The sequence below is a fragment of the Candidatus Terasakiella magnetica genome, assembly GCF_900093605.1.
Taxonomy (GTDB): Bacteria; Pseudomonadota; Alphaproteobacteria; order Rhodospirillales; family Terasakiellaceae; genus Terasakiella; species Terasakiella magnetica.
In genome coordinates this window covers 314,068-336,079 of record NZ_FLYE01000012.1, presented here as the reverse complement: position 1 = coordinate 336,079, position 22,012 = coordinate 314,068, and the positions used below count along the sequence as shown (strand labels likewise).

Genomic DNA, 22,012 nt, shown 5'->3' with positions numbered 1-22,012 from the left:
AGGGTGATTACTTTTGTGGGGAACCTATCATAGCTTTTTAGAAAAGTGGAAAAAAATCAAACCCTGTCCTTCTGAGGAAAGGCAGAATCTAATATGAGTTTGTGTGGATACTGGATCAAGTCCAGTATGACAATTGTGCTCAATTTACGGAATGCGGCGCTCGAAGTTGGATTTATTGAGATAGCGCAGGATATGGGTGTCTTCACTGATCAAATGACGCAAGAGCCAGTATTTGAGATATTGCAGCACTTCATCAAAGTTGGTGCTGTCAGGATTTTTGAGAATCTCGGCTTTGCGTTTGGAAAGGTCAGCGATGAGCCATTTATGCTTATCTTTATGCATTTCATAACGTGGATAGCCCATGTTGCGCATGACATTTTCTTCATGATCAAAATGTTTCAGGGTTTCAGCCCCAATCAAATCAAACGTCTCGCATAAATCCAGTGACTCGGGGTCTTCCTGATAGGTTTGCGCCGCTTTATTGAGCAAATCAATCAAATCGCGGTGTTCATTATCAATAGAAACCACATCCGTTGAGAAACTCTTCTTCCAAGTCACCTTGCGATGTTTGGAATTAACCTTGGTATCTTCGATATATTCATCAGACCAGCTATGTTCATCCAAGTTTTTCTCGTTTTGGCGATAAAAACTGATGAAATCATCCACACTCATGGGTTTACCGGTGAGATAACCTTGGAAATACTCACAGCCGATATTCTTTAAGAAGGAACCTTGAGTATTGGTTTCCACCCCTTCGGCCACAATTTCCAGACCCAACACATGGGCAAGCGAGGCAATGGCGACTGCAATAAGGCGATCTTCTTCATTTTCTGCCAAATTGGTCACAAAAACGCGATCAATCTTGAGACGATCTAACGGGAATTTGCGCAAATATGACAAGCTGGAATAGCCCGTCCCAAAATCATCAATGGCAGCGGGGAAGCCTTTTTCGCGCAGATGGCTCAGGGTTCTCATCACCTCTTTAGGGTTTTCTGCCAACACCCGTTCGGTAATCTCAATTTCCAGATTTTCAAACGGAATATCGTAATTGCTCATGCATTTCACAAGCGGCTGGACAAGCAATTCTTCTGAGAAATAGCTAGAGGCTACATTTAAGGAAATCGGCACAAAATCACCGAGTTCTTCTTTCAGGCGCACGAGAATTTCAGCAGAGCGATTAATCGACCAATTCAGGAAGGTTTTACCAAACTCGCCATGCTCCAAATAATCAACAAACTGGGAAGGCTGGATCATCTCGCCTTTGGGTGGAATCCAGCGAATGAGAAGTTCCCCACCCGCCACATGACGATTTTCCGAACTGATTTGTGGTTGAATGAAGAAATCAAGTTCTCCATCTTCAAGGGCTTTTTCAAGGCTCTGCAAATAAGAATGACGTTTGCCCGGTTCGGTTTTCTTGCCAAAATCATTCACCAGTTTCGGGTCATCTAATTTGCGTAAATGACGATGAAGCGAACTGATAATAGAATCGACACCTTCTTTTGCGCCTGACCATTGCTTATAGGCAATGGAGATATCAATATCAGGTGTCAAATACGGGTCATTGGAAATGCCCCCAATGATTGACTTAAACACCTCTTGGCTGGGTAGATCATCGCTCGTAAAGGTGAAAACCAGTTCATCTGTTGAATAACGATAGACCAAGGCCTGTGCGGCAATCGGCTTAAAATGGGTCGAGACTTGTTTGAGAATCTCGCCATATTTTTGCTCTTCGTTCTCAATGCTTTGTGACAGACCCGTCTTAATAAAGAAACACCCACCAGAAAGATTACTCGTCTGAAGCTTGTCAAATTCAAGGGTACCTTTATGACGGTTCAACAGGCCAGAACCCACATCATAGCTATCAATATAATCCAGATGATCAATAATGCGCCGGATGGTTTCCGGGTCTTGGATTAAGATGGTTTTAAAACTGTTTGTGTGCAGGCCAATGGGAATAACCTTCATCAATACAAGTGAGCTTGTCCCATTGAGCTTGGTCAGCTTCGTTGGAATAAAGGTATCGATGGCATCAGCTTCAAATGTCGTAAAATCAAACTCTTGAAAGAGATCATTGATGTTACATTTAAGCTCATGCTCTTCTTTAAGCCCAAGCAAAAAGAGGAACTGATTATTACAGCCTTTAATATTGCCGTCATAATCAATTGTAATAATCGCTTCGCTGCTGGCTTCCAGAATTGCTGGTGCCGCATCTTGCAGTAGTTTCTCGTCCATTTTCCCGTTTCCCGGCTTTTTATGAGCACGGCGACACTGTAACCTATAGTTCTTCACAAAGCGATACGCAAAACACCGTATCAATAAACCTTGCTCTTATCGGGCATTTGCCCTATTTTCTCGCGCAAATTTAACGGACGCATTTTTCAAGGCGGGTTTGATATGAGTGACATTAAAAAAGTAGTGCTAGCCTATTCTGGCGGTTTAGACACATCCATTATTCTTAAATGGCTACAAGACACATATAACTGCGAAGTTGTGACCTTCACAGCGGACATCGGTCAGGGTGAAGAAGTAGAACCTGCACGCAAAAAAGCCGAACTGCTCGGCATCAAGGAAATCTTCATTGATGACCTGCGCGAAGAATTCGTTCGTGATTATGTCTTCCCAATGTTTCGTGCCAATGCGGTTTATGAAGGTGTTTACCTTCTGGGTACCTCCATTGCCCGCCCATTGATTGCCAAACGTCAAATTGAAATTGCACGTGAAGTTGGCGCTGATGCGGTTTCTCACGGGGCCACTGGTAAAGGTAACGATCAGGTTCGTTTCGAGCTTGGCTATTACGGTCTTCAGCCAGATATCAAGGTGATTGCACCTTGGCGTGAGTGGGATTTGAATTCTCGCACAAAATTAATCGAATATGCCCAGCATCACCAAATTCCGGTTCCAAAAGACAAATTTGGTGAAGCGCCTTATTCCATGGATGCTAACCTGCTTCACATTTCTTATGAAGGTAAGGCACTGGAAGACCCATGGTCTGAGTATGAAGAAAGCATGTTCTTGCGCACCATTGCCCCAGAAGCCGCACCAGACACACCAACATATATCGAGATCGAATATGAAAAAGGTGATCCGGTTAAGCTTGATGGTAAAAAACTTTCACCTGCTGACATGTTGACAGCGCTGAACGATCTGGCTGGCAAGAACGGCATTGGTCGCCTTGATCTGGTTGAGAACCGTTTTGTCGGTATGAAATCACGCGGTGTTTATGAAACACCGGGCGGCACCATTATGTTAACAGCCCACCGCGCAATGGAATCCATCACGCTTGACCGTAACGCAGGCCACCTTAAAGATGAGCTGATGCCACGTTATGCTGAGCTAATCTATAACGGTTTCTGGTGGTCGCCAGAGCGCGCTGCCCTTCAGGCCTTGATCGATTCCACACAGGAAAATGTATCCGGTGTGGTTCGCCTTAAGCTTTATAAAGGCAATGTCATTGTTGTGGGCCGTAAATCAGACGTCTCTTTATATTCTGAAGAACATGTCACCTTTGAAGAAGATGAAGTATACGATCAACGCGATGCTGAAGGCTTCATCAAGCTCAACGCCCTGCGCTTGCGTATGGCTGCGGTTAAGCCAGACATGGGTCATGTCGGCTAAAACAAAGCTTTAAAAAATGGTTTTTGAGGAAAAGGGGTGCTATTGAGCTCCCCTTTTTCTTTACAATCTAGTAGAGTATTTCTTAAGAACTGGAGGGAATGGTTTGCGATTTATCCTTTTTCTGGGAATAGTCCTACTCAATATATCGTCTGCACAGGCAGAACCTGCCTTTGCAACAGGGCAGGAATTTAAAGACTGTGAAGCTTGCCCGCGCATGATCACGCTGGCTCCGGGCAGCTTTATCATGGGGGATGATACCGCTTATAAATATGAGCGCCCTGCCCATGAAGTGCGCATTGATTACCCTTTTGCCCTTGGGAAGTATGAAATTACCTTTGATGAATGGGAAGCTTGCGCCCAAGAGCTAGGCTGTAAGGCCGCACCTGATGATCATGGCTGGGGTAAAGGACGCTATCCTATTATCAATGTGACCTACAAAGATATTGGGGATTACCTTTCGTGGATTTCCAAAAAAACAGGCAAAACCTATCGCCTGCCCAGTGAGGCAGAATGGGAATATGGCGCACGCGCGGGTACAACAACCGCCTATTGGTGGGGCGACAAACCCGGAAAAAACAATGCCAATTGCCGAAAATGTGGGTCCAAATGGTCCGGCCTTGGTTCTGCCCCTGTTGGGTCGTTTAAGCCAAACCCATGGGGCTTTCATGATATGAACGGCAATGCATGGGAATGGGTGGCTGATTGCTGGTCCCCCCACCATGCCATGGCCCCAACCGATGGAAGCCCGCGCATGGATGGCAATTGCCAAACCCCAGTAATGCGCGGCGGGTCATGGTATTATTTCCCTAAACTCTCCCGTTCTGCCTATCGGTATAAAAACCATGAGCAAGTTTTTAGCTATAACATCACCTTTCGGGTGTTGCGCGAGCTGCGTTAAAGGTTGCGTTACAGCTCTAACAGGTTAAATTGAGTCCAGATCATACTTTCAAGAGAGCCTGTCCATGTTGCGCCTAGTTAGCTTTACTTTATTTGCTTTTCTCCTTTTTGCCCCACAAGGACAGGCAGGTACGCTTTCAGCTGAAAAGCAGGCCTTGGCTGAAAAGCTGCGCACCTATTTAAACGAGATGAAGACGCTGACAGGTAATTTTGCCCAGATCAGCTCAAACGGGGCTTATGCGGATGGTAAAGTCTATCTTGCGCGCCCGGGCCAAATGCGCCTGATCTATAATCCACCAAGCCAAACCGAACTGATCGTGCGCAGTGGAACCATTATCTATCATGATAAAGAGTTCAAGCAAGTTACCTATTACCCGCTTAATGCCACGCCCTTAGCTGTGTTGTTACAAGAAGAACTGTCTTTTGATAAAGATGTTGAGATTGTTGATCTCTCCCAAGCTAGTGGTGTGATTGAACTGACCTTGGTGGACCGTGAGGACCCGGGCATGGGTTCTGTCACCTTGATCTTTAGTGATGCCCCCTTAGAGCTGCGCAAATGGTCCGTGATTGATGCCCAAGGGATTATGACGCAAGTCTCTTTACTGAATTCGATTATGGGCCGTAAAATCGATTCGAAATATTTTGATTTTGTTGACCCACAATATGACCAACGAAATAACTAAATAGATTCAACTTATTATAAACTATGCAATAAACACATGCCTGCATTGCATTTATTGCATTAATAATTTGAGGAATCAATCCCCATTTAATAGCTGAACGGCAGTCCTACCCTAGATTATCAGCCGTTCACAAGGTGGTTCCCCTGCCACCGATGATACTCTCAACCATGAGAGACAGCCTTTTGCGCCCGACACCCCCTAGTCGGGCGCATTTCTTTTCTGCTACAAGACGGCATAAGAAATTCACCACCCAAAGGAAAAACCAATGAAAATTGTGACGTGGAACATCAATTCCGTTCGTATTCGTATGGATCATGTGAAAGAACTGGTCGAAAAATATGCACCCGACGTCATTTGTTTTCAGGAAACAAAGGTCCGTGATGAGCAATTTCCTTTAATTGATCTCCAAGCCTTTGGTTTCCCCCATGTGCATTTTTCCGGTGAGAAAAGCTACAATGGTGTTGCTATCCTCTCAAAAATCCCCTTTAGCAACCCACAAGCCCTGTCGTGGTGTGGCCGTGAAGATAAACGCCATACCAGCATTGAGCTTGAAGGCGGTATTGAGATTAATAATTTCTATATTCCCGCAGGTGGGGATGAGCCCAATGCCGAAACCAACCCAAAATTTGCCCATAAACTCCAGTTCCTTGATGAAATGACCGCTTGGTCAGCAGGACGCGTTGATGATGGCAAAAAGCGCATCATGGTGGGTGATTTCAACATTGCCCCGCTGGAAACAGATGTGTGGGACCATAAGAAGCTAAAAAACATCATCACCCATACCCAAACAGAAATTGACCGTCTTGATAAGTTACAGGCCTCTGGCAATTGGGTCGATGCCATGCGCATGCATATCCTGCCTGAGGAAAAATGTTTCACATGGTGGAGCTATCGCGCACGTGATTGGCGTGCCTCAAACAAAGGGCGTCGTTTAGACCATGTCTGGGTGACACCGCCCCTAAAAGACAGTGTGAAATCCTGTGAAGTTTTGCTTGATTTACGCGGGCTTGAAAAACCCAGTGACCATGCCCCAGTGTTAGTGGAGTTTGACCTTTAGTCAATCACGCGCAGCAACTCTTTATCGTTGATAAAATAATCCGTATAGGTCTGGCGAAAATAAGGGTCGTTATCGTTCCATTCCTCATGATAACCAAGGAAAGTGCGCAAAGTTTCCTTGGTCAGGATTTTATTGACCTTCGCAATGACCTCTTTGCCAAAGTCACTATTGTTACAAGCCACATAGACCTTTTTAAACAGGTAATGTTCGCGAATGTTGTAGCTGACATACTCATTTTCGATGCCAAAAACCCGTTGTTGGGTGGTGATGGTGGTGGGATAACCGATCGTGTAATCGGCCCGCCCGCTTTTAAGCAGGCGTAAATCCACATCATTGCGCCCACCGGAAAGTTCAATGAGGTTTTTCTGCCCCATATAGGGTTTTAACCATGGGAAAAGCACGGGATAGCGGGTTTGCTTGGCATCTTCATTAAAATTGATTTTCTGAATGATCAGTTTTAAATCCGACTGCTTTAAAAGCTCTCCGATGGAGACTGTACTTCCCGGACTTCCAATACGCTTTGCATGGCGTTTATGAAAAATAAGCACATGGGGCGGAGTAAAAGAATAAGGCTTAGACTCAACCAATTGCCCCGGAAAGAAACCGCCCCATAAATGGGCTGAACAGCGCTGTGGCTTTAAGACTTCACTGCTCCAACGCGGGATATTGACCCGTTGGATTTTATGATCATAGTCCGGTAAATGCGTCATAAAATATTTCAGGAATTTATCGCCATAACCCTGATTTTTCCATTTACCTGCCTTCACAAACTCAGGGGGTAAATCCCAGATAAACCAAGTAATGCTCTCTTTGGCCTGCGCAGTTGATAAACAACTGAAAAACAAAAAAACAAGCAGGACAAAACGCATCGCATTACATCCCCAAAAAGGCCAAGGCCATACCTGCGGTAAGGGCCAGCGCAAGGATCACCCCATTGCGAATACCGATTCTAAAGGAATTGGGCTCACTCTCCACATGGATGGGATGAGCAGGCGAATGGGAGGGCGCTATGGGTTGATCGTCTAAATGCACAGGTTCATTAGCAGCGGTAATACTATCATCATTGAGCCACTGTTTAAGACCATTTACGATTGCCTGTTGATGGCTTAAACGCTCCCCACCTTCAATCCATTGCATACATTCTGCACACGCACGCACATAAGACTGTGCCCCGCGCACATTTGGGGAATGCACCACAACAGGGCGCCCTAAAAAGGCACTTTCTGCGATTTTAGGCTCAACAGGAATGGAGGTTTCAAAAACCTGTTCTTTAAAATGGGCGCGCACTTCCTGATTAACCAGTTTATGGAGCTTCTGGTTCTGGTCACTCAAGGTCATGAGAATGCGAAAATCAAGATCATGCTCGGCCTCAAGGCGGATATCATTGATGGATTTTTCCATCTGTTGCAATCCGGCAATGGCGAAACTCTCACTTTGCACCGGCACAATCACCTTTTGGGCCGCTACAAGCGCATTCAGACTGAGAATGCCAAAAGACGGCGGGCAATCAATCAGGATATAATCATATTCTGTGGCATCTTCCTGCAAGCTTTCGCGCAACCAAAATTCTGGGTCTTCCTCATCCGGTGACACACTGCTTAAGGCCGCTAATTGGAAAGTCGCGGGGATAAGCGAGACATTGGGAAGATCGGTCTCTAAGGCCACATCTGGAATTTTGGCATCACCCAAAACAAGCTCATAGCTGCCTTTGGAAATGGATTTGGCATCAAGGCCCAAGCCTGTGGCCGCATTGCTTTGCGGGTCCATATCAATAATGAGTACAGACTTCGCCCCAGCGGCAAATGCACTGGCCATATTCAAGGTCGTTGTGGTTTTCCCCACCCCGCCCTTATGGTTCATCACGGCGATTATAGCGCTCATTGATCTACTCTTTTTATCCCTGTTTCTATTTAGAGTAAGGTCTATGGCGCTGAAGTCAAAGTAAGAAATGCGAATTTTTCTTAATTGATTATAATTCGTTTCATAATTACTTGTTTTATTAGGGTAATTTTATATTAGATAAAACTCTACTTTGCGATATTTTAGGGGACACAAAGCCCAATAAAAAACGCCTTTCCCGCGATAACGAGAAAGGCGCTTTAAATCAAATTCTTTGGATATAATTAGCCGCGACGTGGCATCAAAACCCAGTAATCTAGATCAAGAACAACATCTGGGCTGTATTTGCCGTCTTCACCTTTATAAGGGAAGCCCTCAGTTGGCTGATCTTTTGTCGCAACCAGACGCAGACGAAGCGCGCCCATGTCAGAGCGGCCTTTGATTTCCTGCTTATCCAACACTTCAGACCATGCAAAGATTGTATTGCCAGAGAAAGTCGGGTTGGCATGTGCGCCAGCATTGATCGCAGCCACTTTAAAGGCATTGCCCAAACCGTTGAAAGACAGGCCGCGTGCCAATGAGATAATGTGACCGCCATAAATCAGGCGTTTGCCAAAGCGGTTATCTTTTGCGGCAAACTGATCAAAGTGAACTTTTGCTGTGTTTTGATACAAGCGCGTTGCCATCTGGTGTTCAGCTTCCTCAATGGTCATGCCATCAATATGGTCGATTTTCTCGCCCACTTCATAGTCTTCCCACAGGTGAGGAGAGCCAGCCAGTTCACAATCATATTTAGAGAAATCCAGACCTTCAGCAATAACCAGATCATCCACATCCACCACTTTTGGCAGCTCAGGAATAACGGCTTCTGGTGTTGGGGCATCAAGATTTTTCTTCTTCACCATCACCCAGCGTACATAATCCAGAACGACTTCATCTTTCTGGTTCACACCCACTGAATTGACATACACAACGCCTGTTTTGCCGTTGGAGTTTTCTTTCAAACCGATCACGGTTGAGGTGGTGCGCACCGTATCACCGGGATAAACAGGTGCGCCAAAACGACCCGCTGCATAGCCAAGGTTAGCCACTGCGTTTAAGGAGACGTCCGGTACTGTTTTACCAAAAACCATATGGAAGGCGAGCATGTCATCAAGTGGCATGGCTTCAAAGCCCAGTTCCATGGCATAAGGTTCAGCCGAATGCGGCATATGGCGAAAACCATAAAGCGCTGTATATAAAGATACATCGCCTTCGGTTACCGTGCGCGGTGTGGCGTGAACAAGCTCTTGACCAAGGGAGAAATCTTCAAAGAAGTTACCCGGATTTGTTTTTGTCATAACTGGACGTCCTTAAATCTTAAAGAATCAGAATTTGGACGTTTTCTAACACCTTTTGCAGCGCAATAAAAGGTGTTTTCTATAGAGGTATGTTGAAATTTTATTTCCTTAAAGCCAAGCAAAAATCAATTGATCATTTTGCGCACGGCTTGCAGTAAATCCTGCGCATTCACAGGCTTTACCATAGAGACATCAAACAAAAACTCACCCATTTTCAAGGCTTCATAAGGAGAGATCCGATCCCCACCTCCGGTAATGACCAAGAGCTTGGGACGATTTTCCAATTTATGGGCAAAACTCGCCACTGAAAGACCGTCTCCCTCAGGCATCAGCAGATCAGTTAAAACCAAGTCAAAATCTGATTGATTTAAAAAATCCGAGGCCTCTTTGCCATTAGTTGCTGTGGTGACCTCATGCCCCTCCGCACTGAGTATGGTTTCATAAGCAAACCTGATTTCTGCAACATCTTCTGCGACTAATATCTTTGCCATTACACCCTCCCTTATTTTAATAAAATTTTATCTTTTTTAAAGGGTGCCTACGTCACCCAAATAGGGGGGATTGAGAGAAATAAATACTTTAAATAACACTTTATGGTTTAGTGGATGCAAATAACCACCCCGTAAAAAGATTATAGTCTACTTATTCAATCAAAAATGGACTTTCAGGGTCATGCTTTTTTGCATTTGTCAGGGCGCGATTCTGATTATAGGTGGCATAGCAATATTCACAGCCATGAAGGCAGCTATTATAGGCCCCGATATCAACAGATTTCACACAGCCACAATTTTTACGTTGCCCAGAATCTTTTTTAAATCTGACCTTTAGCTCAGTAAATCTACTTATAAGCCCTTCATCAATACATTGACCTGCACTGATCCCAAAACACTCTAAATCGCTTTCTTCCGCGCAGGAATACAGGGTCAATCCATTCCTATCAGCCTCATTTTTAAATTGATTAATAAATTCTTCCAATAGGTTATTATGCAATCTTAAATTATCATAATTTAAGCCCTCAATTTTATCCAGATTACGCTCTGTTTTGGTATAAAAGTCTGCCATGCTGATAACCGCACGTTGACTATGGCCTTTAAGCTTTCCTGCAATTGTACCAAAGACCTTCATATGGTCTTGGGGTTGTACCAAGTTTGACAACAAAATAGGATCATAACGCCAAATAACGCGCTCTGGGCCAATGCGCTCAGATAAGGCCTGAAAGGTCTCAATGGCTTGATCTAGCTTGGGGGTTTTCCTCTCCAGCGCGCGGGGGTATCCGGTAATGGTGTAATGGAAATAATAGGGTATTTTCAGATCATCCAGCTCACCTAAATGATCCATCAAAGGCGCGGGATTGCGGGTCCAAAAAACGATGCAATCCACGTCTTGTGGTAAAAGCGAGACCTTCTTTACCTGATGATAATTAAACGGATTGCGCGTTTGCACAAAGCCTGCACGCAGACGATTGATAAACCATTTGCTATAAAAGGCGGGAATATCGGTGCGTCTGGACGCGCTGATGATCATTTATAAGATCGCAGCAATGCGCCCCATGGCTTCTTCGATGATGGCTTGTTCATGAACAAGGGCAAGCCGGATATAGCGCGTCCCCGGGTTTTCCCCCGTTTCATCTGTCTTGGCAAGATATTCCCCTGGAATGACACGCACTGCGCATTTTTGCCAAATCTCAAGGGCGGCGGCTTCCCCATTTTCCCAACGCTCAGACACATCCAGCCACAAGAAGAACCCCCCTGCTGGGCGATAAAAACCAAGACGCGAGCCCAAATGGCGCTCTGCTGCATCAATCTTCATTTTATAAAGGCGGCGGTTCTCAGCCACATGCTCATCATCGTTCCAAAGCGCAACACTGGCAGCTTGTAACGGCAAAGGCATGGAGGCCCCACCATAATTGCGCAACCCGATGAAAGATTTAATCAGATCAAGATCACCCGCCACAAAGCCAGAGCGCAAGCCCGCTGCGTTTGAGCGTTTAGAAAGAGAATGAAACACCAATAAATTCTTTAAAGACCCGGTTTCTTGGGCAATTCCCAAGGCCCCATGGGGTTTATCTCTATCATAAAGCTCTGCATAACATTCATCCATCAACAAGATAAAATCATGGTGGCGCGCAAGCTCCAGCGCTTTTCGCAAATAATCCAGATCAGCCACCATGCCTTGCGGATTACCCGGTGAGCATAAAAAGAGCAAACTGGTTTTCGCCCAGATTTCCTCACTGACGGCTTCAAGGTCCGGCATAAAGCCATTTTCAGGACCTGCAGGTAAGTAAACAGGTGTGGCTTCATTCATCACAGCCGCGCCCACATAAACCTGGTAAAACGGATTTGGTACCAACACCAGTGGCTTTTCTTCCCCCTTTGCCACGCGTTCAATCAACAGATTGCCCACTAAAAACAAAGCTTCGCGTGTACCACATACGGGCAGGACGTTTTCTGTGCTTAAAAAATCCTCTTTCAAGGCAAAGCGACGATCCAGAAAATCTTTAATGGCTGTGCGCAACTCAGGCGTGCCGGCAATCGGGGGATATTTATTCCACAAGGTCGCATGGTCATTCATGGCCTCTTGCAACAATTTAGGCGGTTGGTGTTGCGGCTCTCCAATCGACATGGCAAGTGGTTGCAAGCCTTCAGGTGTGGCGTGATGATCTAAAAGATCGCGCAAACGCTGGAAAGGGTAATCACTAAGCAGGGAAAGAGAGGAATTCACCATAATCAACAGGCCTTAAATAGAGTCTCGTTGCCCTCTTATATCGGGCAAGTTTCGCATGCACGCAAGCCCGATCACAAAAAAGATCAAAATTGTCGCCATGCCTGCGCGTTGTGAGGCAAAAATCTCAGTCATCACGCCAACCAGCAGCGGGCCGATAAATGCTGTCGCTTTACCTGATAGGGCATAAAGGCCAAACAGCTCTGTTCTGATTTCTTTAGGCGAGATATGGGCCATATAGGTCCGGCTTGCAGCTTGTGCAGGCCCCATAAACAGCCCCAAGCTTAACCCTAAAATTAAAAAATGGGTTTTATCACTGACCAAAAGTGTCCCGCTTGCAATGAGGGAAATAGAGATCAATGCAATGATAATCACCCGCTTTGGCCCTAAACGATCATCTAACCAGCCAAAACCTGCCGCACCAAGGCCTGCGGTAACATTAATGCCAATACCAAAAATAATCAGCTCGCTAAAAGCCATATCAAAGGTGCCGGCTGCATAAATCCCACCAAAGGCAAACAACGTATTAAGCCCATCCGTATAAATCATACGGGTGAGCAAATAGAAAAAGATATCGGGATGATCCCGCCAGCCTTTAAGGGTTGATTTTAACGTTGCCAGCCCTTTGGAAACGGCTTTTGTAACAGGCGTGCGGTTTTGGCGATCCGGTACAAACAAAAATAAGGCACAGGCAAATAAACTGTACCATAGCGCCACAAACGGGCCGGAAATGCGCAAATGTTCTGCCAGCGTCTTATCAAGGCCAAATAAAGGCGTCTCATTTTGTACAAACAGCACCAAAACAAGAGCCAGCGCGAGTAAGCCCCCCAAATAGCCCAGCCCCCACGAAAGGCCTGAAAGCAGCCCCTCCCTGCCCGGTGTGGCAAGGCCGGGCAACATGGCATTGTAAAACACCATGGCCATTTCAAAGCCAAATGTCGCAAGCCCCACACAGGTTAGGGCAAAAACAATGGAGCTTTCCTCAGGTGTGGCAAACCATAAAAGGGCCGACCCACTCACACACAAAAAGGAAAAGAGAAAAATCCACGGCTTGCGCGCCCCGCTTTGATCCGCAATCGCGCCAAACACAGGGGCACATAGAGCAATAAAAAAGGCCGCAATACTGGTGGCATAGCCCCAAAGCGCCGTGCCTGTGACCTCATCAGGGGCAATGCCTTTTGAGAAATAAGCCGCAAACACAAAGGTGGTAATGACCGTGGGAAAAGCAGAATTGGCAAAATCAAACAAGGCCCATGAGGTTTGTTGAAGGCGACTTCCAGCCATTTAAAACTCCATGTCCTTATTTTTTTAACGCCCCACTGGTACTTACTCGCCAGCCTCTTCATTCAATCCCACTAAAGCGCGGGTATAGTCTTTGGCATCAAAGGGTTGTAAGTCTTCAGCCCCCTCGCCCACACCAATGGCAAAGATCGGTTTATTGAATTTCTCAGCCAAGGAGACCGCAATCCCGCCTTTGGCTGTGCCATCCAGTTTGGTCAGGATAATACCTGTCACATTGGTGACTTTATCAAATAGTTCAACTTGGGAATGGGCGTTTTGACCCACGCCTGCATCTAACACCAAAATAGTATCATGCGGCGCGCTTTCATCGACTTTCTTGATGACGCGAACAATTTTTTCAAGCTCGTCCATCAAGTGGGATTTATTTTGTAAACGCCCTGCGGTATCAATCAACAACACATCGATTTCTTGTTTTTGGGCTTCTTTCACCGCATCAAAGGCCAAGGCTGGGGCATCAGCACCTGTTTCTTTGGCAACCACGGGTACGCCTGCGCGCTCCCCCCAGACTTTGAGCTGTTCAACAGCGGCGGCGCGAAACGTATCGCCCGCAGCCAGCATGACTTTTAAGTCTTGTTGTTTAAACAGACCTGCGATTTTACCAATGGAGGTGGTTTTACCAGACCCATTAACTCCACAGACCAACACCACATGGGGTTTATGATGAACGTTGATTTCCCATTCCGTATTTACCGGTTCCAAGATCGGTTCAATCTCTTCGGCAATGGCGGCTTTAAGTTCTTGATCGCTCAAGTCTTTACCAAAACGGGTCTTGGCAATGCCTTTAACGATCTTGGCTGCACTTTCCAGACCCATATCAGACATGATCAATGTATCTTCAAGGTCTTCTAAGGCCTCTTCATCCAGCTTTTTCTTGGTGAAGACACCGCCTGTCAATTTATCAGAAGATTTGCTTAAACCTTCTTTGAGGCGCGACATCCAACCTTTTTGATCTGTTTCAGTCATTTAAAACCCGTTCCCCAATAAGACTACCATCTTGAATTTTCACAATTTTTGCAGCAACGATTTGGCCTGCATCCACATCATCTGTCAATTGAACCGGACAATAATGTTCACAATGGCCTGCGTTGTTTTTTTCTACCAGTACAGAGACAGTTTTACCAACACGTTCTGCCATAAATTCATCTAAAGCCGCCTCGCCCAACGCGCGGATTTTTGCAGCACGCGCTTTTCGCACATCACCCGGGACTTGCGGCATGCGCGCAGCGGGCGTGCCTTCGCGCGATGAATAAGGAAAAACATGGGCAAAGGTGATGTTACAGCGCGCCAAGGTTTCCATGGTTGTGGCAAACATGGCCTCATCTTCAGTGGGAAAACCTGCAATGATATCTGCACCAAATACCGCATCAGGGCGACGTTTTTTGATCTCATCACACAGTGAGATCGCATCTAACACCGTATGGCGGCGTTTCATGCGTTTTAAAATCATATCCTCACCAGATTGCAGGCTGAGATGAAAATGCGGCATCAAACGCGGCTCATTTGAAATAACCTCAAGCAAATCCTCATCAATGGCTGCGGGGTCAAGCGAGCTTAGGCGCAAGCGCGGTAATTGCGGCACATTACTCAGCACACGGCGCACCATCTGACCAAAGCTGGGTTTACCGGGCAGGTCCGGCCCATATGAAGTCACATCCACACCCGTAAGCACCACCTCACGATAGCCACGCTCCACCAGATTTTTAACCCGATCGACAATTTCGCCAATAGGGACAGAGCGATTAGGACCGCGCCCAAAAGGAATAATGCAAAAAGTACAGCGGTGATCACAGCCTTGCTGCACCTCAATAAAGGCGCGCGTATGCCCATCAAACCCATCAATGAGGTGATGAGCCGTTTCGCGCACTTCCATAATATCGGTGACTTCAATCAGCTCTGTGCGCTCTGGCAAAAAGCTTTCAACTTCGAGCTTTTCCTTATTGCCAATGACACGATCAACCTCATCCATTTCAGCAAAGGCTTCTGGATCGATTTGAGCGGCACAACCTGTCACAATGATTTTGGCATTGGGGTCTTTTTTGCGCATTTTACGAATGGTCTGGCGCGCTTGGCGCACGGCTTCACCCGTAACCGCGCAAGTGTTGATGATCACCGCATTATCAAGGCCGGCCTCCTCGGCGTTTTTGCGCATAACCTCAGACTCATAGGTATTGAGCCGGCATCCCAATGTGACAACTTTGGCTTCAGACACCTTGTTTCTATGCCCCCGGATAGACCGATGAATGAAACGTCCCGCTAAAGGCACGGCTTGCCGGACCCGTCATGAGAATCTCACCATTTTCCAGCCATTCAATATTAAGTGTGCCGCCATCCAGCACCACATCAGCGCAGCGTCCTTCAATCACACCACGGCGAACCGCTGCAACCACAGTGGCACATGCCCCTGTGCCACAAGCTTGGGTAATCCCTACACCGCGTTCCCATACCCGCATGCGCAAGGCACCCTCTTTTGTTTTAGAGACCACTTCCACATTAATGCGATCGGGAAAAAACGGATGGGTTTCCACATGCGGGCCTGCAGCTACCAGATCAATACTTTCTGCATCTTCAACAAAATAAACCGCATGGGGGTTTCCCACATTCACCCCAACAGGGGATTCAAGCGGGCCTACCGTCACAGGCATGTTTAAGGTATCGCATTGCGCTGCGGTTGGGATTTCCTCCCAGCCTAGGCGGGCCGGACCCATATTAACCGTCACGCTACCCTCATGGGCTTGTGTGGCATGAAGAAGGCCAACAACGGTTTCCACCACCACATCGGACTTGCCTGTTTCATCCATCATAATGCGCGCAATGCAGCGTGTGGCATTGCCACAGGCCTCAACCTCATTGCCATCGGCGTTGCGAATACGCATGAACACATCGGCCTTTTTATCTTTCGCCGGTTCCATCACGATAAATTGGTCACATCCTGCACCTGTGCGTCGGTCGGCCATCGCCTGCACCTGTGTTACGCTCAGTTCAATCGGAGTCTCGCGGGCATCCAGCACAACAAAATCATTGCCAAGCCCATGCATTTTAATAAACGGTAACATAAAATCTTATATGGGCTTTTTTTACCCTTAAGTCCATAGGTTACTTAGGCGCTAAACGTCTGAAACGTTCCAGATGGAAAAAGGCATGTTCGCGCTCATAGGCATATTGCTTACCCACCGGACAGGCTTGGCGGGCCAGACAGCCATATTTCATGCAGGAACCTTCAAGGTTTTTATTGAGAAAATCGATACATTTTTGAAACTTAAACGGCTTATCTTGTGAAAAAGCCTCAACCGGACAGCTTGAAAGACAGGGCTTTGTAAAACAGCGCTCGCATGGTGAGGCCTCATCAGGAATGTCCGGTACATCCTCAACCGCCTGATCAAACAAAAACACCGCACGATACGCATGCCATAAGCCATATTTAGGATGGATCAACGGACCAATGGGAGAAGGAAACACACAGTCGGCTTTTTCTGCCCAAAACTGAAAAGGTGCATAATTCGGCCCATCAAAGGGATAAATGACCGTGGCGCCAATTTTCTGGGCCAACGCATCCATGGATTTGCGGGTCCAGTTATCCATGGGATTTGGCTCAATCCAGTCTTCATGTTCACGACCGAACTGTTTCCACATTTTTGAGCCGACATTGCCGACCAGCAGATAGGTACTATTCTCAACAAAGCCGCCGCGCAAGCATAGCCCATAGGGTTCCAACTCTTTATCAATGTCGAGATAGGAAACCATCTGCTGTCCTTATTATTATTTTTTAAGAACGCGCCCAACCTTGATGTTGAAAGAACACAACCACCAAAACAGGCACCACTAAAAAGGCAAAGTCACTCACTGCCCGAATAGGGGCCTGAGCCAAAAACATCACATCTGCAATTTCAATAGCCACAGCCAGCAAAACAATCGGGGCCACACAAACCAGACGGGTCATGGGCAAGCGGAAGATTAATCCGCATATTAACCAGACCAATAAACCAATGATAATCAGCTTGGCATCATAGCTAAATGGAAACAGGCTCAGTATTTGTAATTTGATATCGCCATACATGGTTTTCCACCTTTAACAAAAAATAATTTCTCTATCTTTCATTATAAGGTGAAAAACTTAAGAAAATATTTCTGAAACAAAAGGCGAAATAAAACGAAACATTATCAACCTTGAAGAACTACGTAGATATACGTTATCTTCTTAATATTAAGTTATTCTAAATCAAAGGTGTTGCCATGACGTGGGCAGTAGTTGGTTTAATGGGGATGTTTATGGTCGGTATGGCCTGCCTTTACACCCAGTTCAAATAAACCGTTTTATCCAACGTTATCAATCAGGCGTGCTTTTCCAAGAAAAGCCGCAGCAAGGACCCTAATGGGCTCCCCCTTGACCGCTTCTTGCGCGATATCATCTGCCTTGCGGATCAAGATGTAATCCACCTTATGAAAACCTGCATCAATTAATTGCTGGCTTGCCCATTTTGACAAGGCCTCAGCCTTGCCGCCTACTTTAAAACGCTCAGACACTTCTGAGATCGTTCGATAAAGCACAGGCGCAATTTCACGTTCTTCACGGATCAAATAGGCATTGCGCGATGACATGGCCAGACCATCGCTTTCGCGCACGGTTGGCACCCCTTTAATATCAACCGGAATATTTAAATCCGCACTAAAACGCTTAATAACATTGAGCTGCTGATAGTCTTTTTCGCCAAAAAAAGCCTCATCGGGCAGGGCTTGCAACAACAGCTTGGTTACAACGGTTGCCACCCCATCAAAAAAACCGGGGCGAAACTCACCTTCAATAATATCACCAAGGCCAGCCACACTGACTTTGGTGACCCCACCATCTGCGCCATACATTTCTTCAACATTTGGCGCAAACAGCAAATGCCCGCCAACTGAGGCCAGCTTGGCTGCATCTTCAGCTTCTGTGCGTGGATAAGTCTCTAAATCTTCATTGGGGCCAAATTGCTTTGGATTGACAAAAATCGTCGCGATGACACGATCACAAGTCTCAAGCGCTGTTTTCACCAAGGCTAAATGACCTTCATGCAGCGCGCCCATGGTTGGCACCAAACCAACCTTAAGACCATTTTTGCGCCACTCACTGACTTGTGCGCGTAACTCTGCAACCGTGCGGACTGTCGCCAATGCCATGTTATTTATCCCCTTTATAACCAAAGCAATGTTCTGGCGCGGGGAAAGTACGCGCACGCACTTCCTCTTTATATCCTTCAACCGCCGTTGTGATCATTTCATCCATCTGGGCATAACGTTTCACAAATTTCGGCTTAAATTCAGCAAACAGGCCGATCAAATCTTCGGTTACCAAAATTTGCCCATCACATTGTGGCGAAGCCCCAATACCAATGGTTGGCACATCAATTTCCTTAGTGATGCGCACACCTAACGGTTCAACAACCCCTTCAACCACAACAGCTGATGCGCCCGCCTCTGCAACGGCTTTTGCATCTTCCACAATACGCTCAGCCGCATCTTCCGTGCGCCCTTGAGATTTAAAACCGCCAAAGGCATGAACCGATTGCGGGGTCAGCCCCACATGGGCCACAACGGGAATGCCGCGTTTTACAAGGAAGTTAATGGTCTCAGCCATTTCAACGCCGCCTTCAAGCTTTACACCAGAACAGCGCGTTTCTGCCATGACGCGCGAACAGTTGCGAAAGGCCATTTCAGGGGATTCTTCGTAGGAGCCGAAGGGCATATCCACAATCACACAGGCCTTGTCTGAGCCACGCATCACACCTTTACCATGGGCAATCATCATATCAACGGTGACACCAAGGGTGCTGTCCATACCGTAAAGCACCATGCCCAAGCTATCGCCCACCAAGATCAAATCCACATGATCATCAATCAGGCGTGAAATCGAGGTTGTGTAAGCTGTCAGACAGACGATGGGTTCAGCACCTTTGCGTGCGACCAAATCTGTTAAAGAGATACGCTTGGTATTGCTTGCTTTACTCATTTTTCTTTTTCCTCTGGCGGCAAAGGTTTATCGTCATCATCAAACAAAATGCGCGATGCATTGCCTTCCATGTCGTCATATTGTCCTGATTTCAAGGCCCACAAAAAGCCAGCCAGCCCAAGACCACCTAAAAATAACATGGCCGGAATGAGATATAACAAGCTTTTCAAGATACTTTTCCTCTGCTTAAGCGTAACGCATTCGCTATCACTACCAAAGAAGAGGTAGACATGGCAACTGCTGCAATCAAGGGGGTGACATATCCCGCAACCGCTAGGGGTACGGTAATGCTGTTATATAAAAACGCCAAGCCAATATTCTGCTTCACCAGTTTATCTGCTTTTCGCGCCACACCAAGCACTTCTAACACAGGCCGGAGCTTTTCGCCCTGAAAGACCGCATCAGCCGTATTTTGCGACACATCAATAGCAGAAGACGGCGAAAGCGAGACAGAGGCCGCAGCCAAGGCTGGCGCATCATTTAACCCATCACCCACCATGAAAGGTGCCTCCATTTTTTCAAGCGCCTCACATTTATCAGATGGGCTGCACTGGGCTTGCCAATTTTCAATCTTAAGCTCATCTGCTACTTTTTGGGCGGGCTCAAGACGATCACCTGAAAGCAGATGCACGTCATAAGAAAGGCCTTTAAGGCGCTCGATCACCTCTTTGGCATCACCGCGCAAATGATCAGAGAATTTCAAACATTTTGCAGCCTGCCCTTCTATAGCCAACCACAGCTCCGGCCCATCACAAAGCGCAGCTTCTTGATTGCCACACCATTGGCGGCTGCCCAAACGCACGCCCTGTGCCTCAAGCCCACAACCGGGAACCTCTTTTACCCCAGAGCGCACGGCAATATGCGGCACAGCACGGCATAAAGCGCGCGATAAAGGATGTTTGCTCGCCCCTGCAAGGGAGGCGGCAAGCTCCAGCTCTTCTTGGCTGAAACTGTCGGCATTTACAAATTGCGCCCGCCCTAAAGTCAATGTCCCTGTTTTATCAAACACGACATTTTTCACACGGGCCAAACGCTCAAGCGCGGTGCCTGTTTTGACCAAAATACCTTGGCGCATCAAGCGACCTGAGGCAATGACCTGCACCACAGGGACCGCCAAGGCCAAAGCGCACGGACATGTGATGATCAAAACCGCAATGGCATTAAGTAATGCCTCGTTCCAGACAACCCCGCCAAGGAAGAACCAGTAAACAAAGGTCACCAAAGATAAGATATGCACAACCGGGGCGTAATAGCGCGCGACACGATCAGCCAAGGCTACATAGTTTGCCCGCCCGGCTTCAGCCTCTTCCATCAGGCGCACGATCTCTGCCAATAGGGTGCCTTCCCCTGTGGCATTGACGCGGATTTTAAGTGGGGCTGATAAATTAGTCGTGCCTGCAAAAACCTGATCTTCAGTTTTTACCATAACAGGTACCGACTCGCCTGAAATCAAGCTGGTATCAATATCTGACTGACCATCAATCACTTCGCCATCAACTGCGACACGCTCACCCGCAGCACATAGGACAATCATTTTGTCTTTGACCTGATCAGGCGGCAAAAGCGATTTTGTTCCATCCTCATTTAAGACCGTGACGGCCACAGCATTTAAGCCAAGGAGATGTTCTGCCGCGCCGCGCGCACGTCCGCGTGCCCGACGATCAAGATATCGCCCAACGAGGAGGAAGAATAATAAACTGATAGCAGAATCAAAATAGGCATGTTCCGCCCCATTGATCACCTGAAACAGGCTCATACCCGCTGCTAATAAGACCGCAAGTGAGATTGGCACATCCATATTGAGCCGCCCAATGCGCAAGGCCGTGAGGGCAGAGCGAAAAAATGGTCTCCCCGCATAGGCCACAGCCGGCAGGGCCACAAGGGCAGACAGCCAATGCATGAGATCGCGCGTGCTTTCCATCATCCCTTGGGAATAGCCCGCCCAGATCGACACGCTAAAGAGCATCACATTTGCTGCGGCAAACCCGGCAACTGCCATGGCGCGCAAAAGCTCTTTTTCGCCTTTTTCATTTTCTGAATTTAAAAGACAGGGGTCATAAGGCACCAGACGATAGCCCAGCCCCGTGATCATGGCGACAAGCGCGTTGGGATCAATCTCCTCACCTTGCCATTTAAGAACAAGGCGGCGTGTGGACATATTAACCCGGGCTTGGCGCACGCCTTCTTGGCGACCAAGGGCGGTTTCGATCAACCAAACACACGCGGCGCAATGGATTCCTTCCACCATGAGGTAAAGGGTTTTTACATCACCCTCATCTTCAATAATATGGGCGTGATAATCAATGACGACGCCTTCATCTTCAGGGCGCAATGCCTTGGCTTCAGGGTCGATAACCCGGCGCTCGTAGTAGGTTTTGAGCCCCAGACCATTGATGAGTTCATAAGCCCCGTGACAGCCTTTACAGCAGAATCCTTCACCCCCGTCTGAATGGGCTGGAATGGGATCACCACAATGTAAGCAACTGGCTGTCATTTTTCGTCCTTCATCCTTATCACACGATAATGCGCGATCAACACTGGATGTCAGGGTTTTACATCAAAATGCCACCGCACA

21 protein-coding genes are annotated in these 22,012 nt (G+C 47.0%); 4 read left to right on the top strand and 17 right to left on the bottom strand.

Annotation, left to right across the window (positions count from 1 at the left end):
* Positions 1-144: 144 nt before the first annotated feature.
* Complete coding sequence (locus MTBPR1_RS08470) at positions 145-2,232, bottom strand: EAL domain-containing protein (RefSeq protein ID WP_069188570.1); 2,088 nt, start codon at positions 2,230-2,232, stop codon at positions 145-147.
* 162 nt (positions 2,233-2,394) lie between these two features.
* Here MTBPR1_RS08470 and MTBPR1_RS08465 point away from each other — a divergent pair, with 162 nt between their 5' ends.
* The 4 genes from MTBPR1_RS08465 (at position 2,395) to xth (ending at position 6,252) form a co-directional block, all read left to right on the top strand.
* On the top strand, positions 2,395-3,615 hold the full coding sequence (locus MTBPR1_RS08465) for an argininosuccinate synthase (RefSeq protein WP_069188569.1): 1,221 nt from the start codon (positions 2,395-2,397) through the stop codon (positions 3,613-3,615).
* Between the two features lie 103 nt (positions 3,616-3,718).
* Positions 3,719-4,513, top strand: coding sequence for a formylglycine-generating enzyme family protein (locus MTBPR1_RS08460; RefSeq protein ID WP_240492873.1), 795 nt, complete (start codon positions 3,719-3,721; stop codon positions 4,511-4,513).
* A 64-nt stretch (positions 4,514-4,577) separates the two neighbouring features.
* Complete coding sequence (locus MTBPR1_RS08455; RefSeq protein ID WP_069188568.1) at positions 4,578-5,195, top strand: LolA family protein; 618 nt, start codon at positions 4,578-4,580, stop codon at positions 5,193-5,195.
* A gap of 265 nt (positions 5,196-5,460) precedes the next feature.
* Complete coding sequence (xth, locus tag MTBPR1_RS08450) at positions 5,461-6,252, top strand: exodeoxyribonuclease III (protein WP_069188567.1); 792 nt, start codon at positions 5,461-5,463, stop codon at positions 6,250-6,252.
* On the opposite strand, the gene MTBPR1_RS08445 is transcribed toward xth, so the two are convergent.
* From MTBPR1_RS08445 to MTBPR1_RS08370, 16 genes are all read right to left on the bottom strand, one after another.
* On the bottom strand, positions 6,249-7,121 hold the full coding sequence (locus tag MTBPR1_RS08445; RefSeq protein WP_069188566.1) for a family 1 glycosylhydrolase: 873 nt from the start codon (positions 7,119-7,121) through the stop codon (positions 6,249-6,251). The two genes, xth and MTBPR1_RS08445, sit on opposite strands and share 4 nt — an antisense overlap.
* 4 nt (positions 7,122-7,125) lie before the next feature.
* Entirely contained in the window at positions 7,126-8,133 is a 1,008-nt protein-coding gene (locus tag MTBPR1_RS08440) for a ParA family protein (protein WP_069188565.1), read from the bottom strand.
* A gap of 242 nt (positions 8,134-8,375) precedes the next feature.
* Positions 8,376-9,431: a MaoC family dehydratase gene (locus MTBPR1_RS08435; RefSeq protein ID WP_069188564.1), complete on the bottom strand. Its 1,056-nt coding sequence runs from the start codon at positions 9,429-9,431 to the stop codon at positions 8,376-8,378.
* A gap of 125 nt (positions 9,432-9,556) precedes the next feature.
* Positions 9,557-9,922 (bottom strand): response regulator, encoded by a 366-nt coding sequence (locus MTBPR1_RS08430; protein ID WP_069188563.1) that lies wholly within the window; start codon positions 9,920-9,922, stop codon positions 9,557-9,559.
* Positions 9,923-10,073: 151 nt separating this feature from the next.
* Positions 10,074-10,955, bottom strand: a complete 882-nt coding sequence (locus MTBPR1_RS08425) for a DUF1848 domain-containing protein (RefSeq protein WP_069188562.1) — start codon at positions 10,953-10,955, stop codon at positions 10,074-10,076.
* Complete coding sequence (locus MTBPR1_RS08420; RefSeq protein ID WP_069188561.1) at positions 10,956-12,155, bottom strand: aminotransferase class I/II-fold pyridoxal phosphate-dependent enzyme; 1,200 nt, start codon at positions 12,153-12,155, stop codon at positions 10,956-10,958.
* Between the two features lie 12 nt (positions 12,156-12,167).
* Entirely contained in the window at positions 12,168-13,436 is a 1,269-nt protein-coding gene (locus MTBPR1_RS08415; RefSeq protein WP_069188560.1) for an MFS transporter, read from the bottom strand.
* Positions 13,437-13,478: 42 nt separating this feature from the next.
* Positions 13,479-14,417 carry a signal recognition particle-docking protein FtsY gene (gene ftsY, locus MTBPR1_RS08410; protein WP_069188559.1) on the bottom strand — a complete coding sequence of 313 codons (939 nt, stop codon included), beginning with the start codon at positions 14,415-14,417 and terminating at the stop codon, positions 13,479-13,481.
* Entirely contained in the window at positions 14,410-15,663 is a 1,254-nt protein-coding gene (mtaB, locus tag MTBPR1_RS08405) for a tRNA (N(6)-L-threonylcarbamoyladenosine(37)-C(2))-methylthiotransferase MtaB (RefSeq protein WP_069188558.1), read from the bottom strand. Before mtaB ends, ftsY begins: the two co-directional genes overlap by 8 nt.
* 7 nt (positions 15,664-15,670) lie before the next feature.
* Positions 15,671-16,507, bottom strand: coding sequence for a diaminopimelate epimerase (gene dapF / locus MTBPR1_RS08400; RefSeq protein ID WP_069188557.1), 837 nt, complete (start codon positions 16,505-16,507; stop codon positions 15,671-15,673).
* 40 nt (positions 16,508-16,547) lie between these two features.
* Positions 16,548-17,195 carry a hypothetical protein gene (locus MTBPR1_RS08395; protein WP_069188556.1) on the bottom strand — a complete coding sequence of 216 codons (648 nt, stop codon included), beginning with the start codon at positions 17,193-17,195 and terminating at the stop codon, positions 16,548-16,550.
* A gap of 22 nt (positions 17,196-17,217) precedes the next feature.
* A complete protein-coding gene (locus MTBPR1_RS08390) occupies positions 17,218-17,508 on the bottom strand; it encodes a hypothetical protein (RefSeq protein ID WP_069188555.1) in 291 nt (96 codons plus the stop codon).
* Between the two features lie 257 nt (positions 17,509-17,765).
* On the bottom strand, positions 17,766-18,608 hold the full coding sequence (gene panC / locus MTBPR1_RS08385) for a pantoate--beta-alanine ligase (RefSeq protein WP_069188554.1): 843 nt from the start codon (positions 18,606-18,608) through the stop codon (positions 17,766-17,768).
* Between the two features lies 1 nt (position 18,609).
* Positions 18,610-19,437 (bottom strand): 3-methyl-2-oxobutanoate hydroxymethyltransferase, encoded by an 828-nt coding sequence (panB, locus tag MTBPR1_RS08380; RefSeq protein ID WP_069188553.1) that lies wholly within the window; start codon positions 19,435-19,437, stop codon positions 18,610-18,612.
* A complete protein-coding gene (gene ccoS, locus MTBPR1_RS08375; protein WP_069188552.1) occupies positions 19,434-19,607 on the bottom strand; it encodes a cbb3-type cytochrome oxidase assembly protein CcoS in 174 nt (57 codons plus the stop codon). Before ccoS ends, panB begins: the two co-directional genes overlap by 4 nt.
* Entirely contained in the window at positions 19,604-21,931 is a 2,328-nt protein-coding gene (locus MTBPR1_RS08370) for a heavy metal translocating P-type ATPase metal-binding domain-containing protein (protein WP_069188551.1), read from the bottom strand. The genes ccoS and MTBPR1_RS08370 overlap by 4 nt, the downstream gene beginning before the upstream one ends.
* Positions 21,932-22,012 lie beyond the last annotated feature (81 nt).

What these genes read in the sequence shown, in the direction of transcription:
- MTBPR1_RS08470 (WP_069188570.1), bottom strand. Translation starts at nt 2,232, where the DNA reads ATGGACGAGAAACTACTGCAAGATGCGGCACCAGCAATTCTGGAAGCC.
- MTBPR1_RS08465 (WP_069188569.1), top strand. Translation starts at nt 2,395, where the DNA reads ATGAGTGACATTAAAAAAGTAGTGCTAGCCTATTCTGGCGGTTTAGAC.
- MTBPR1_RS08455 (WP_069188568.1), top strand. Translation starts at nt 4,578, where the DNA reads ATGTTGCGCCTAGTTAGCTTTACTTTATTTGCTTTTCTCCTTTTTGCC.
- xth (WP_069188567.1), top strand. Translation starts at nt 5,461, where the DNA reads ATGAAAATTGTGACGTGGAACATCAATTCCGTTCGTATTCGTATGGAT.
- MTBPR1_RS08445 (WP_069188566.1), bottom strand. Translation starts at nt 7,121, where the DNA reads ATGCGTTTTGTCCTGCTTGTTTTTTTGTTTTTCAGTTGTTTATCAACT.
- MTBPR1_RS08440 (WP_069188565.1), bottom strand. Translation starts at nt 8,133, where the DNA reads ATGAGCGCTATAATCGCCGTGATGAACCATAAGGGCGGGGTGGGGAAA.
- MTBPR1_RS08435 (WP_069188564.1), bottom strand. Translation starts at nt 9,431, where the DNA reads ATGACAAAAACAAATCCGGGTAACTTCTTTGAAGATTTCTCCCTTGGT.
- MTBPR1_RS08430 (WP_069188563.1), bottom strand. Translation starts at nt 9,922, where the DNA reads ATGGCAAAGATATTAGTCGCAGAAGATGTTGCAGAAATCAGGTTTGCT.
- MTBPR1_RS08425 (WP_069188562.1), bottom strand. Translation starts at nt 10,955, where the DNA reads ATGATCATCAGCGCGTCCAGACGCACCGATATTCCCGCCTTTTATAGC.
- MTBPR1_RS08420 (WP_069188561.1), bottom strand. Translation starts at nt 12,155, where the DNA reads ATGGTGAATTCCTCTCTTTCCCTGCTTAGTGATTACCCTTTCCAGCGT.
- MTBPR1_RS08415 (WP_069188560.1), bottom strand. Translation starts at nt 13,436, where the DNA reads ATGGCTGGAAGTCGCCTTCAACAAACCTCATGGGCCTTGTTTGATTTT.
- ftsY (WP_069188559.1), bottom strand. Translation starts at nt 14,417, where the DNA reads ATGACTGAAACAGATCAAAAAGGTTGGATGTCGCGCCTCAAAGAAGGT.
- dapF (WP_069188557.1), bottom strand. Translation starts at nt 16,507, where the DNA reads ATGTTACCGTTTATTAAAATGCATGGGCTTGGCAATGATTTTGTTGTG.
- MTBPR1_RS08395 (WP_069188556.1), bottom strand. Translation starts at nt 17,195, where the DNA reads ATGGTTTCCTATCTCGACATTGATAAAGAGTTGGAACCCTATGGGCTA.
- MTBPR1_RS08390 (WP_069188555.1), bottom strand. Translation starts at nt 17,508, where the DNA reads ATGTATGGCGATATCAAATTACAAATACTGAGCCTGTTTCCATTTAGC.
- panC (WP_069188554.1), bottom strand. Translation starts at nt 18,608, where the DNA reads ATGGCATTGGCGACAGTCCGCACGGTTGCAGAGTTACGCGCACAAGTC.
- panB (WP_069188553.1), bottom strand. Translation starts at nt 19,437, where the DNA reads ATGAGTAAAGCAAGCAATACCAAGCGTATCTCTTTAACAGATTTGGTC.
- MTBPR1_RS08370 (WP_069188551.1), bottom strand. Translation starts at nt 21,931, where the DNA reads ATGACAGCCAGTTGCTTACATTGTGGTGATCCCATTCCAGCCCATTCA.